Genomic DNA, 12,710 nt, shown 5'->3' with positions numbered 1-12,710 from the left:
TTTTCGCACCAGATGCGCAGATTGAAATATCATTTTCCGAAACTGCAAAAACAAGTTCTGTCGCCAAAATTATGGTCGCCCGAAAATGCGATGAGCGCTCATCGCGTCCCCGGAGCACATCTGACATGCTGATCAGCAAGAGCCGTTGGCTGACGACGGCAAACACACCCATGACCTCTCGCATCTTGAGCGCACCGCCCTTGCCCGACGCAGTTTTGATCCGTGCCGGGTAGGCCGTTCGAGCGCTTGCGGACCCACACGTTCCTTGCACCGAACAGATACAGCGCACTCACGAACGCGCCGAAAAGCATGTATACATCGTCAATAAAGAACGATTCGAAATAAATACACATCAAAGAAGATAAAAATTACAATTCTTCGTCAGCCGATACAGGGCTGAAAGAATTCGATTACATCGAAAATTGGAAGCTGCAGATAGCCATTTGAAAAACTGGCAGGGGAATTCATGTCCGAATTCATAGACAACATGGTACAAGAAATAGACGACAGCGATCGAAGCCAAAGCAGCGCCTGGCATGGCCGCGCCGTTCAGGCCGTGAGACTTTATCAGATCACGTTCAATCGCGTACCGGACCGCACTGGGCTGGATTACTGGACCAGCATGCTCGATGGACGCCAATCCTTCGGCGATGTGGCGACACGCTTCATCGACAATCCCGAGTTCAATTCGCTTTATGGCTCCTGGACGCCGCGCTCGATCTATCACGAATTTCTTGCGAATGCCCTAGGCTCAAATAGGATCATTTCGAAGGAATACGCTTGGCGACCCGAGTTTGAAACGCACTCGGCGGGGCAACTCCTGGCGAAACTCGCGCAGGCATCAGAGATAAGCACCTTTCTCAAGCCCTATATCGGTGTCTTTCTGGATGGGCTGCACAACCGCACGGAAAATTATATCGGCTCGCTTCTGCTGCGCCACCCTCCAATGCCCGCTGACATCAACGAAACCGATGTCGCGGACGAACCACAGGAAACTTCACCTAGCCTCTCCAACGCTCTCCAAGAGGCTCCCCCATCTGACCAGATCGTCAATGCATCCATCGTCCCTGAAAGCTCGCCCGAGCCTCCCCAAAACGCCGTGGCCCACGAAGCTCCGGGTCTTCCCGATACATCCCCGCCACTCACACAAACCCCAGATGACCCAAGGATCTGCCGCGCCGCGGGATCCGAGGGCGCGGCCAATTCCGTGAACTGGACAGAACATGTCATCTCCAGTTCGCATCAGCATTTCGTTGGAACACCATTCGGTGATTTCATCCGCGCGCCAGCTTATATCGTGTCGAATAGTACCGAGCGTCCGCGGATTAACTCAACTGTACTAAGCCGAAATACGGTCGATGGCTGTGCCGGGCATGACATTTTGTCGCTGGAGATGAGCGAGACGGTCGTTGACGCCAAGCTCATCAGTATCGAAGAGCTCTGGATACGCCCCGCCGAGGTCGTCCCACAGAGCGGATTGAATACGGCCTCCAAGACGAACGGAGCATTGATCAACGGATACGGATTTGGAGAGTTGAGAACCCTCAAGCTCGATAGCCTGTCCTTCCCGGTCAAAGTCCCGAACCTGGATAGTGATGTCTCCGTCCATATCCGCAACGCGGCCCATTCCACGACGCTCGACTTCCGTCCGGCGAAGACATGGTTCAGCGAACGGGATATCCATATCGCTGGGCAGGCAAGCGACCTGCATTTCAACCGGGCGAGCTGGCTGAAATTGACGATCGGGGAAGGGATAATGGCGCCTATCGGCCTTGATTCTCCCAATCTGCTGACACTCAGGATTGTTAGCGAAAGCGACATCGCGCTCAACCTGTCCCACGCGACAACGCCTTCGCTCCGTCGCATCGATGCGACAGGATGCAAAGGGAGTCTTGTACTCCACTACGAGAAGAATTGGAGGCATAAGGACGATATAGAGACAATCGAATTTTACGGAAGCGCTCATGGTAGCGACTTCTGCTGGCAAGATTCGAAAAAAGTCACCGTCAGAACCGGTAATGGCACCGACCTCATCACAACGGGATCCGGCGATGACACCATTTATGCTGGCGGTGGGCACAACATCATCTCCACCGGCTCTGGAAAGGATCGTATAGTCATCGAGAAAGCCTCGCAGTCGACTCTAGGCGAGAGCGATGACAACATGACCGTGATCTACGATTTTGATCCTTTGCGATTTGATCGGATCGAATTGCCCTTCCTCAAGCGTACTGATTGTGCCGATCTCGCTTTGCTGAGGGACATCCAATCAGCTATCAATACCGTGAGTGCAGCCGCGAGCCTTCATCAGGCCCATGGCAAGGCCGTTGAATTAACAGACAAAGATGGTTGGGGCTGGTTCGCCTTCAATGGCAACTCCTACATTTTCGCGGACAATAGCGAGCACACCTTGATCAAAATAGTGGGGCTCCATGACCTGGAGCTCCAGAACCTGGGGTCCGGAGATCGCAGAGATCATTGGCCTATCATTATATGACATAGCCACCACAAAAATCCCAACAGACTTGCCCTCCCACACCCCATGGCAATTGGGCTTTGCTCCAACTCATTGTCGCTCGACCCTCACAATCTATAGTATATGATCATTCTTGAAATGCGGCAGGCCTCCAGGAAGCGCCGGGCATGCCCTCATCGCGTCGCTCATTTCCGATATCACGAATGCCCAGCACAGCTCGCGCGACACGCGGCATTTAAGAGGCGCCAAAATAAACCCATAGATCGCCCCAAATTTGCCAGACGGCAGATTAATCATTCAGAATAACCGCAATTTAAATAAACATAATACCAAATATTACGGTATAATATTAAATCTAGAAAGGAAATATATTTATATTCACGTAGATTAATTTTATGTTCTTTTGGGACCCCAGAATGATTGTTGTTTACGGGATGGCAAATGGCGGCGCCTTTGAGCTCCGTCTGGGCGGTGGCCACGCCGCGGTTGCACTGACAGGGCTCGGCCACGATTCAACTTATATTTCGTGGATACGCAAAGGGCGGTCACCGGTCTTCGATGCCTTTAAGAAAGGACCATTTGGCGACCCCGTCTATCGGGTGTGCATACCTTCCGACGAAGACTTGAAATACAATATAGGAATTAGTGAGCGCGCCACATATGACTGGATATACAAGGAATTCGCTGGCGAAGGAATGCGTCGATACAGAGAATCTCCACATCTCCACCGGGTGGACTCGCTGCCATTCGGCCCTTTATACTATGATTTCAATTGCGTCGATATCGTCAAGAAATCGCTCGTGGTCAGCCACGCATATGACTATGCTAAACCTGTTCTTCCGACATTCACCGTCGCTGGAATTTGCAGCGATGCCGCACGGATACGTAGGGCCGTACTGCAGCGGATTGATGCAGCCGGCTTGCCGCACCCTCCCGAAACCGCGTCTCGATTAAAGAATGCATTCTTTTCCGAGGACATAAGGAGAGGGCAAAACCTGGAACCCAGCGGTCCGCACTAATCACTCCGAAATGGGCGCGAACACGATGCCGCGTCGTAATTTGAGAAAAATTATCTGCATAAAATGCGATAATGTGGACGCCTCACACGAGGTAACTCTCGCGGAATAAAGTTTTATGAGAATGCTACTTATCTGTTTTACCTAATATTTTTGGATTATATCAATGGCTAGTGTTTCCGTACAGAGCTTCTCTTTCGATGGTTCAGGGTCCGCCAGTATTCAGGCTTCATCGAGTTCCACCAACGGCACAACTGCGACGTCGGTCAGCGCGACCGGTGATTTCGGCTATGTGAATGCCAGCGCATCGGCGGACACCACAAATGGCGGCGCGTCTTCTGTCTTGCAGGTCACTGACGACGATGCTGGCGGCATGGCCGTAACGACCAGCACCCACAGTGAGGGGAATGCCAGCGCGAGCGCCAGCGCAACGGACGGCAGCCATATCATCGTGGATTCCTCCACTGCTACGGTGGCTCCCGCAGCTAACGGCAGCTCTTCGTTTGCCTCCGCGTCGGCGAGCGCGAGCGGCGTGTACGATGAGGAAGGTAACTTCGTCAGCGGGTCGATCTCCACCGACACCCATGTGGAGGGCAACGCCGAGGCAACCGCGACCGCGTCGAATGGTAATGCATACACTTCGGAGACCAAGCGTTCGGAAGCCGGCGCGATCGGTTCCGAAGGCTCCGAGGGCGGCTTCGTCTATCACGTTGCGATGGGCGACCACAATTACAACTATTTTGATTTCAAGACAGGTGAGGAGAATAGCTGGTACTTGGTGGGCGAAAACGCTTCCACACGCGAATTGTATGTCATCGACTATCGTGATGGACAAGACGGCACGGCTATCTATCAGGAGCTGAAGGACTTGGCCCAGGCTTGGAGCTCCCATGGTTCGAGCAGCTGGTTTGTGCCGGAGGGGGCGCATGTCATGTCGTTCGCGGCTCCGCCGTCGGACTCCGGCCTCCCCTTCGCCTGACGGCTCCCGTATCTCCTCGTCTGCGGCGGGGAATATGGCAGGTCAATCAATCTGATCCGCCGACAAGGCATGTAGGGACCGGGTTTTCAATCCGGTCCCTTTCATTACCACCAACACGCTATCAGCTTTACAGGCGCCGCGCGGCCGTCACCGCCGCCCCCGCCTTGGCGACCTTGAGCGCATTGCGAAGCGGGCGGCCGAAATCGGGCGCCTCTATCTCAAACACATCGCCCGCCTCTGCCCTGATTCCATCAGCGAAACTCAAGGTTGCCGTGCCGAAGTAGTGGATATGCAGATCACCCGGCACCCGATGCTCGGGATATTTAAAATGGTGATGCTCAAGATTGGCTAGGCTGTGGGACATGTTGTCCTCCCCCGTCAGGAACGGCTTTTCCCAGAGCACCGCGCCGTTACGACGAATCCGGCTTGTGCCGCGGATATCGGCGGGCGCGGGTCCAAGCCGCAGTTCCGGGCCGAAAGAACTCTGACGAAGCTTGGAATGGGCGAGCAGCAGATAGTTCCGGCGCTCGGTGACATGGTCCGAGAACTCGTTCGCAAGGGCAAAGCCGATACTGAGCGGTGTGCCGTCCTCTCCGATGAGATAGATACCCGCGAGCTCCGGCTCCTCACCGCCGTCCTCGGCGAAGGCCGGAGAGACGAGCGACGCCTCGGGAGCGACAATGAAACGGCCGTTGCCTTTGTAAAACCATTCCGGCTGGGCGCCCGGCTCGCCGCCGGCCGGCTTGCCGCCGTTCAGGCCATCGCGGAACATCTTCATGGAATCCGTGAGTGTCGCCTCTTCGGACTGCGCGCTTTGATGCATCTTGTCCCGGGTATCGGCGCTGCCAAGATGGGTCAGTCCGGTGCCCGTCACATGGCAACGGCTGGGATCGGGATGATCAATCGGGGCCAAGAGGCGCTTTTCCGCGACGACAAGCTCGTAGTCCACCGTCTCGCGCCCAAGATGAGCCTTCACCGTATCAGCGAGTGACGATGCCTTGGCCTCGGCGGCGCGAGCGAGGTCGTAGACACGCTCGATGCCCTCGAGCAGCGTCAGGGTCTTGCCATCGGCTGACGGAACGGCGACTCGCCGCTCCCCATTTGCATTCAGGAACTGCACCAGGCGCAAAGTTGTCATTGCTTCCTCACCTTTGGTCGAAACCGTCAGAATTCTTGCCGACAAGCATTGTCACTTGCCAGGGGCTAGGTCATGCAAGGTCGGGTTGGAAGATGCGTCAGACCCGAGCGCGTCCGTAAGACGCGCGACAGACTTCCGGGAGGACACCCGGCCAGTGGCGGGTTGGGGGACCATCCTGTCGGGCCGGGCGACAGCCAGAGCGTCGCGCTCGGACCTCTCGAGCAACCCCCGCATCGCGGCATGGGCCGCCGCGGCATCGCCGCTCAAGATTGCCTCGACGACCGCGCCATGCATGGGAATGACGTGGCCGAGCTCGTCGGACACCGTCCGCGAGACGCGGAAGGCCAACGTCAGGGAGGCTTCGATCACAGGGGCCAGTGCCGCGAGGAGGTGATTGCCCGAAGCAGCCAATACGGCGCTGTGGAAGGCGAGGTCGGCATCGATTGAATGCGTGGAATGGGTATCAGCCGCAGCAAGGGCGGCCATGGCCGCCTCAAGGGCGGTGAGCTTGGCGGGAATGGCCCGCTCGGCAGCGAGCGCCGCCGCATCAGGCTCAATCATCCGCCGGAGCTCAAAAAGCTCGCGGACAAAATCGGCGCTCAACTGCCCCTCGCTGTGCCACGCAAGCACATCCGCGTCGAACAGATTCCACTGGTCATGAGGGCGAACAACGGTCCCGCGCCGGGGAGAGGATTGGACCAGGCCCTTACCGGCGAGAATCTTGATGGCCTCCCGCAAGGAGGAACGGGACACACCGAGCTCACGCGACAGCGCATCCTCCGGCTGCAAAGCCTGCCCCGGAGACCATTCTCCGCTCACGATCTGTCGCCCGATCGCGAGGGCGACTTCGGTATGCCGATAGCGCGGGGTGCGAGCCGAGACGGCCGATCGCTTGCTCATTTGGCTCCCCCACAATACCCACTAGCCAGCATCAGCGCCGTCCCTTTTGCCGCAAATGTCCGACAAATCGCCACGCAGGTCAACGTGACATGCGTCTTGCGCTGCGTTGAAGGCGACGCAGGCAAGGGTTGCAGCTGCCTACCTACCGGGCACGATGCTTATCCGCTATGCGGAAAGTGCTGAAAATAGCCACAGTTCATCGTGTAAAGCAGTCATCATGTCCGCCACCGATCCAACAACTGTCCCTAGATCCGCCTCCCTCGTCGAGGGGCCCGTCGCCAAAGGCGCGACGGTCGCGGGCATCGGACTGATGTTGCTCGGCATTTTCTCATATTCGCTGAACGACGTCATGGGCAAGTGGCTGGTGGCCACCTACACCGTGCCGCAGGTCATGCTAATCCGCGGCCTGGCCGCGTTCTTGCTGCTTCTACCGTTCCTTTGGCGCGAGGGCTTGTCAGGCATCCGGGGGGTGCAGCGCCCCCGCTTGCAAATCCTGCGTGGCATCGCCGTCATCTTTGATGTCGCTTGTTTCTATTGGGCGGTCGCCTATCTGCCTCTCGCCAGCGTCATGACCTACTATCTTGCCGCGCCGATCTATGTCACGGCCCTCTCGGCCCTGCTGCTCGGCGAGAAGGTTGGCTGGAAACGCTGGCTCGCCGTGGCTTTCGGCTTTTGCGGTGTCGTCATTGCCCTCAATCCGACAGCCGGGACCTTCGGGTTCCCGGATTTCGTCGCGTTCTGCGGCAGCATGGGCTTCGCATTCCTGATGATCACGACCCGCCAGCTTCGCGGGACATCCGAGACGCTGCTGGTCTCCGTCCAGATCGTCGCGCCACTTCTCATTGGCGCCATATTGGCACCGATCGGCTGGGTCACACCGACGGCGATCGACTTCGGGCTGCTGGGTTTGCTCGGCATCGTCTCGATGATTGCGAGCCTATGCGTCAACCGAGCGCTGAAACTGGCGCCAGCTTCGGTTGTGGTGCCGTACCAATATACCTTCATCATCTGGGCCATCGTGTTCGGCTACGTGTTCTTCGACGACATGCCGACACCGCATATGCTCGTCGGCGCGGCGATCATCGTTGGAGCCGGCCTGTTCATCTTCTTGCGGGAGCAAGCGCTGGCCCGAGAGCCGGTCAATCCGGATCGGGTCTGAGGCAGGCGGCGCGGCGTCGGACGTTGACAAAAGCCTCGCCCGGCGGCCGCCGCGCGGCCAGCCTCGAGCGCATAACCTGAATTGCCCTCCGCTAGAACATGCGCCCTTCCTTCACGATGAGGCTGAGGCGTTCCATGCGGTTCCGCCGCAGGAATTCGCTTGTCTGTTCACGCCGTCCGGGGGGCACATAGATTGCCCGGATGCAATCGATGGTGATTGCACCTTTGCTGATCGGATGATCCAATCCATAAGGATGCAATACATCATCGCCCTTCAAATAAATACCATATATTATCGGATAAATATGGCCGTTCGATCCGAAGTTTGAGTATATCATCGAAATTTGATAATTTTGTGAATAGCTTATACTAACCCCAGAGGACACCTGTTGTATTTCTTGGCGATGGACTGGGATTTTATCGTGAACCCATCGGCTATCGACCTTGCTCCATGCGATACGCGCGACGACGCTAAAAGGACCGTCCGACTCATAAAGTCCTTCCAACGTGTATCCACGCTCCCCCGAAGCCAAGCCGGACCCGTGAAACCACGGCGTTCTCTCGATGAGGTCCATCGGCAGCAAGGCGCGAAATTTCGCGACACCCTTCAGGCTTTCGCTATTCGAGCCATGCACATAGAGAACGTGATCGTCTATGAATTGCGATTCGACCGAACGAATATGGCCGACGTCGAGACCAAGGCTCGGCCTTTTCAACATCGCAGCACCCTGATTCAATTTTCATTGCAAAAATACTATTATGGATATCTGATCCGGCAATACTATCAGAGTATGCATCCATTATAATTAAAAAAAATATACTGACGATATATTTCAATATCGAGCATCGCCGAGCATTGTGTCGCCAACTTCCGCCTGCCGCAATCGCACAACGATGCCCGCTTTTTTTTGGGCGACAGGCAATGGCGGCACCGGGACAGGCCCTTACAAGTGTCCCCCCAGCTCATCCTCGATATGGATGCGGATGATCTCGTCGAACGAAGCCTCGGCCGTGAAACCGAGCGCCTCCGCACGGCGTGCTTCAAAGGCTGTCGGCCATCCGCCGACCATCTTGCGGATCAGGGGATCGGGCTCTCGGCGGATCAAGCTGACAGCCCTGTCGCCGGCGATACGGCGCAGCGCCTCGATCTGTTCGCCGACGGATGCGGCAAGACCCGGCATGGTGACGTTGCGACGCCAGCCGAGCGCGGCGAGATCCATGGTGGCGGCGTGGATGAGGAAGCCGACGGCCGAGCGAGGGCTCGCGTGCCAGTGGACAACATCCTCCGAGACCGGAAGCACCGCCTCCTGGCCGGCCAGCGGCTCACGCAGGATATTGGAGAAAAAGCCCGACGCCGCCTTGTTCGGCTTGCCAGGGCGAATGCAGATGGTCGGCAGGCGGATGCCTATGCCGTCGAAAAAGCCGCGCCTGGAGTAGTCGGCGAGCAGGAGTTCCCCGATGGCCTTCTGGGCGCCATAGCTCGTCAACGGCGCGGTCAGGAAGTCGTCGGGAATGACATCCGGGAATGGCGCGCCGAACACCGCGATCGACGAGGTGAAGACCACGCGCGGGAAGTAGGACCCGTCGCGGGTTTCCAGGCGGAGGGCGTCGAACAGGGCGCGCGTTCCGTCGAGGTTGGTGCGGTATCCCTTATCGAAATCAAGCTCCGCCTCCCCCGAAACGATCGCGGCGAGGTGGAAGACGACATCTGGCCTCAGCGCGATCAGCGCCTCGGCCTCGCCCGGGACCGCGACGTCGATAGCCTTGACAACGCTTTCGCCGGAAAAGCCGACGGGAATTTCGGGCTCCACGACATCCACGAGTGTGAGGCTGTCGATGGGCTTGTTGCCGAGATGCCCGTCAGCCACCAGCCGTGCGGTCAATTTGCGCCCCACCATGCCGGCCGCGCCTAGAATGAGAATTCGCATAGAGACATCATCCCCGAAAACACCGCTAGGCTCGCCTGACGACCGCCGATAAGCCCCGCAATATATACGCAAGCCATGGTTGCCCGGCGCTCGCCCCAAGGCAACCGTGGGGAGCTGGCGCGGAGACGCTGTCCCCTAGAAACCCATCGTGAAGAGTTACCGTGGCCGTTGCAGCCTGACGATCGCCAGATCGAGCGCGGAGAGAAAACTGGAGCGATCTCGCGCCGAGAATGGCCTCGGCCCGCTGGTAACGGCGCCCGCCGCCCTGAGATCGGTCATGAGATCACGCGTGGCCAGCGCCATGCCGATGGACGCCTCCGTGAAGGCGCGTCCCGTGGGCGTGATCACCGCCGCCCCGGACTTCACGCAGCGGCTGGCCAGCGGCACATCGGCCGTCACCACGACGCTCCGCGGCCCGGCGCGTTCCGCGATCCAGTCGTCAGCGACATCGAGCCCCGCCCCGACAATCACCCTTTCGATCCAGGGCTCCCGGGGGACGGCAATGAAGCTGTTTGCAACGACGACCACACCGACGCCGCGTCGCTGCGCGACCTTGTACACTTCGTCCTTGACCGGACACGCGTCCGCGTCGACATAGACGATGATAGGGGAAGGAGCATCCATAGTCCGGGATAAGCAACCACGCGCGGGGTGACGTCAACCCCCGCAAGCGCTCCGCCATCGGTCGGTTGCGGACTTCACTCACCGACGCCAACACGAACACATGAAAGAGGCGGCTTGATCAACAAGGTGACAGGTCGCTAAGAGGATGTCACGGTGACAGGCCCTCTCCTCCCCTGAAAACTATCGCGCGGTAAACGTCGGTTTCCGAAATTCCGGCTCCTGTCATGGCGCGCATCGAGCCTGCGGTCCGGGAAGTCGCTGAGGTTCCTGTCAGGGCGGCCGAACAACCCGCACCGCCACCGGAAGCAGATGATGAAAAGACCGAAGCAGCAGCGCCGTTGGTCCCGAGACTCAACGATTTCCGCCGCACATCGCGAGGCAGAGCCTCCTGACGGTGGAGGAGGCACAAGCGACCGTTTTTCAGGTCCAGCTTCTCGAGGAAGGACCGCTGACCGCGTAGGTGACATCCAGATCACCCTGCTGGACGCAGACCATGTCCAGCAAACGGCTAACCCCTCCCACGATAGCCCAACCCTCACTCTGGTTAGCTTTTCCGTGGAAGGCGCGCTCTAAAACAGGTTGGCGCGGGGGGCGAGATCGCCTCCCCGCGCCTTGCGCCATATCAGCGCCCTTGGGTTTGCCCCTTTGTCGAATAAGCCCGCATCATCAAGGAGAAACTAGGCCTCGACAAATGACAATGAGACACCAGATCACCTCCTTTCAATAGTTGACGACAGTGATAGTAGGACGTGAGTCTCGCGTTTGCACAAGTGTTTTGTGCATGAAATCCCACGAATAGTCTTTTGGTGGATTCTCAAGTCTTTTCTGCTTGATAAGCCTTGCTTTTTCCGCCGATGGAGCGGCGGAGCCCGTCCAGAGCCTGGGCGCCCGAGACCTGCGGGTGAGGCAACCGTGCGATGCGCCAGCCCCTCTGGCATCCGTCTGGGCGCATGCTATTGAGGTATCAAGCAACAGATAAGAGACGTTCGAAGTGTCGACGCTTTCAGCGCCTACCGAGAAGCCCCTCCCCGAAGCGTCACCTCGGACAGATACCGCGTCTCCCCACTTGTCAGCCCCCGTGAAGGACACGTCCCTTCGCGGCATCCTCATGTTCTCGCTTGCCCTGATATTGTTCTCTATCGGCGACGGAACATCGAAATATCTCACGGAGACCCTGCCGCCCTTCCAGATCTCATGGATGCGCTTTGGCGTCTTCGCCGCGATCGTGCTGCTGATAGCGGCGCTACGCCGTGACTGGTCAGCCTTTCGTTCCCGCTGCCCCCATATCCAGTTGGTCCGTGGGATAGGCATCGCCGGTTCAACGGTGCTCTTCGTGACGGCCATGAGCTTCCTGCCAATCGCCGAGGCGACGTCGATTTCCTTCGTCTCGCCGTTGCTCGTCACGGCGCTTGCCATTCCAATCCTTGGAGAAAAGGTCGGCTGGCGCCGCTGGGCGGCGATCATCGTCGGCTTCATTGGCGTCGTCATCGTCGTCCGGCCGGGATCCGGCCATCTCGGCTTGGCGGCGCTCCTTCCGCTCAGCAGCGCGACCTGCTGGGCAATTGCCCTCATCGCGACGCGCATGACCAGTGGCCGCGACGGCGCGCTCACCGCGTTGATCTACGCCTCTTGCCTGGGCTTCGCGCTGACGACGCTGCTCCTGCCCTTTGGCTGGGTGCAGCCGTCACTGATTGAACTTCTCTGGGTGGGCGTTATCGGTGTCTCCACCGTATGCGCGCAATTCCTGGTGATCGCCGCCTTCCATGCCGCGCGCGTCTCGACGCTCGCGCCCATCGCCTACACGCAACTCCTCTGGTCCGGGCTTATCGGCTATTTTGTCTTCCATCAGATGCCCGACCAATGGGCGATCCTCGGCGCTGTCGTCATCATGCTCAGTGGGCTCTACACGGCAAGTCGAGAACGCCGACGGTACGCGGTCTGAAAGCAACAGGCATTAACCATCAACCACAACAGGCCGAATTTGAGGCTATTTTTGGTTGACCCCCCGTTCTTAACCCATAATTAAGGATGTATCCTTTAATAACTTACGGGGTAGCAATGCGGATTGCACTGACTGCGGCCTTTCTGGCCCTTGCCGTGGCGGGCTGCCAATCGGCCCAGGACTCGATGGTGGACGCGGAATTCACCTGCGAAGAGGCCGGCCTGCGTCCAGGTACGCGTGCCTTCGAGCGCTGCGCCAATGTCAACTACAGCCGCAATCGGCAGCAGTCCCAAGACGCTGCCAACGCAGTCGCGCTGGGTGCGGCTGCTGGTGTCATCGGCGGCGCCGTGATTGGCGCCGCCTCCACGCCCCGCTACTATCCCTACTACCGTCGCTGCAACCGTTGGGGCTGCTGGTAGGCCCGGCAGCCCGTCACGGGACACTGTCTATCGCTACGCACACCACGGAGCCCCGGCACAGCCGGGGCTTTTTCTTGCGCCAAGCTTGATGAGTGCCGGGATCTCGTCCCGCGCGGAATAGGGAACTCGC

The 12,710-nt window shown here is 58.4% G+C and carries 11 protein-coding genes; 6 read left to right on the top strand and 5 right to left on the bottom strand.

Annotated elements, in window-relative coordinates; translation table 11 throughout:
- Positions 1-466 precede the first annotated feature (466 nt).
- The 3 genes from KIO74_RS01040 (at position 467) to KIO74_RS01030 (ending at position 4,471) form a co-directional block, all read left to right on the top strand.
- On the top strand, positions 467-2,497 hold the full coding sequence (locus KIO74_RS01040; protein ID WP_213329681.1) for a DUF4214 domain-containing protein: 2,031 nt from the start codon (positions 467-469) through the stop codon (positions 2,495-2,497).
- Positions 2,498-2,892: 395 nt separating this feature from the next.
- The gene (locus KIO74_RS01035; RefSeq protein WP_213329679.1) at positions 2,893-3,495 is read left to right on the top strand and encodes a hypothetical protein; all 603 of its coding nucleotides are present in this window, start codon (positions 2,893-2,895) and stop codon (positions 3,493-3,495) included.
- Positions 3,496-3,658: 163 nt separating this feature from the next.
- On the top strand, positions 3,659-4,471 hold the full coding sequence (locus KIO74_RS01030; RefSeq protein ID WP_213329676.1) for a hypothetical protein: 813 nt from the start codon (positions 3,659-3,661) through the stop codon (positions 4,469-4,471).
- Between the two features lie 127 nt (positions 4,472-4,598).
- On the opposite strand, the gene araD1 is transcribed toward KIO74_RS01030, so the two are convergent.
- A complete protein-coding gene (gene araD1 / locus KIO74_RS01025; RefSeq protein ID WP_213333934.1) occupies positions 4,599-5,600 on the bottom strand; it encodes an AraD1 family protein in 1,002 nt (333 codons plus the stop codon).
- A 60-nt stretch (positions 5,601-5,660) separates the two neighbouring features.
- Entirely contained in the window at positions 5,661-6,509 is an 849-nt protein-coding gene (locus KIO74_RS01020) for a FadR/GntR family transcriptional regulator (RefSeq protein WP_213329673.1), read from the bottom strand.
- Positions 6,510-6,726: 217 nt separating this feature from the next.
- Here KIO74_RS01020 and KIO74_RS01015 point away from each other — a divergent pair, with 217 nt between their 5' ends.
- Positions 6,727-7,668 carry a DMT family transporter gene (locus KIO74_RS01015; RefSeq protein ID WP_213329670.1) on the top strand — a complete coding sequence of 314 codons (942 nt, stop codon included), beginning with the start codon at positions 6,727-6,729 and terminating at the stop codon, positions 7,666-7,668.
- A 91-nt stretch (positions 7,669-7,759) separates the two neighbouring features.
- Here the strand turns inward: KIO74_RS01015 and KIO74_RS01010 are convergent, their stop codons facing one another.
- From KIO74_RS01010 to KIO74_RS01000, 3 genes are all read right to left on the bottom strand, one after another.
- Complete coding sequence (locus tag KIO74_RS01010; RefSeq protein WP_213329667.1) at positions 7,760-8,386, bottom strand: hypothetical protein; 627 nt, start codon at positions 8,384-8,386, stop codon at positions 7,760-7,762.
- Between the two features lie 225 nt (positions 8,387-8,611).
- The gene (gene denD / locus KIO74_RS01005; RefSeq protein ID WP_213329664.1) at positions 8,612-9,595 is read right to left on the bottom strand and encodes a D-erythronate dehydrogenase; all 984 of its coding nucleotides are present in this window, start codon (positions 9,593-9,595) and stop codon (positions 8,612-8,614) included.
- A gap of 156 nt (positions 9,596-9,751) precedes the next feature.
- Positions 9,752-10,219, bottom strand: a complete 468-nt coding sequence (locus KIO74_RS01000) for a YaiI/YqxD family protein (RefSeq protein WP_213329661.1) — start codon at positions 10,217-10,219, stop codon at positions 9,752-9,754.
- A gap of 1,078 nt (positions 10,220-11,297) precedes the next feature.
- Here KIO74_RS01000 and KIO74_RS00995 point away from each other — a divergent pair.
- Positions 11,298-12,161, top strand: a complete 864-nt coding sequence (locus tag KIO74_RS00995; RefSeq protein ID WP_213329657.1) for a DMT family transporter — start codon at positions 11,298-11,300, stop codon at positions 12,159-12,161.
- A 116-nt stretch (positions 12,162-12,277) separates the two neighbouring features.
- Positions 12,278-12,580 carry a hypothetical protein gene (locus KIO74_RS00990; RefSeq protein ID WP_213329653.1) on the top strand — a complete coding sequence of 101 codons (303 nt, stop codon included), beginning with the start codon at positions 12,278-12,280 and terminating at the stop codon, positions 12,578-12,580.
- The last annotated feature ends 130 nt before the right edge of the window (positions 12,581-12,710 follow it).

The organism is Chelatococcus sp. HY11 (genome assembly GCF_018398335.1).
Taxonomy (GTDB): domain Bacteria; phylum Pseudomonadota; class Alphaproteobacteria; order Rhizobiales; family Beijerinckiaceae; genus Chelatococcus.
The sequence above is the reverse complement of the archived record's forward strand: the minus strand, read 5'-3'. Positions and strand labels throughout refer to the sequence as shown.

Excerpts from the sequence above, each read along its gene's own strand:
- KIO74_RS01040 (WP_213329681.1), top strand. The coding sequence starts at position 467 with ATGTCCGAATTCATAGACAACATGGTACAAGAAATAGACGACAGCGAT.
- KIO74_RS01035 (WP_213329679.1), top strand. The coding sequence starts at position 2,893 with ATGATTGTTGTTTACGGGATGGCAAATGGCGGCGCCTTTGAGCTCCGT.
- KIO74_RS01030 (WP_213329676.1), top strand. The coding sequence starts at position 3,659 with ATGGCTAGTGTTTCCGTACAGAGCTTCTCTTTCGATGGTTCAGGGTCC.
- KIO74_RS01020 (WP_213329673.1), bottom strand. The coding sequence starts at position 6,509 with ATGAGCAAGCGATCGGCCGTCTCGGCTCGCACCCCGCGCTATCGGCAT.
- KIO74_RS01015 (WP_213329670.1), top strand. The coding sequence starts at position 6,727 with ATGTCCGCCACCGATCCAACAACTGTCCCTAGATCCGCCTCCCTCGTC.
- KIO74_RS01010 (WP_213329667.1), bottom strand. The coding sequence starts at position 8,386 with ATGTTGAAAAGGCCGAGCCTTGGTCTCGACGTCGGCCATATTCGTTCG.
- denD (WP_213329664.1), bottom strand. The coding sequence starts at position 9,595 with ATGCGAATTCTCATTCTAGGCGCGGCCGGCATGGTGGGGCGCAAATTG.
- KIO74_RS01000 (WP_213329661.1), bottom strand. The coding sequence starts at position 10,219 with ATGGATGCTCCTTCCCCTATCATCGTCTATGTCGACGCGGACGCGTGT.
- KIO74_RS00990 (WP_213329653.1), top strand. The coding sequence starts at position 12,278 with ATGCGGATTGCACTGACTGCGGCCTTTCTGGCCCTTGCCGTGGCGGGC.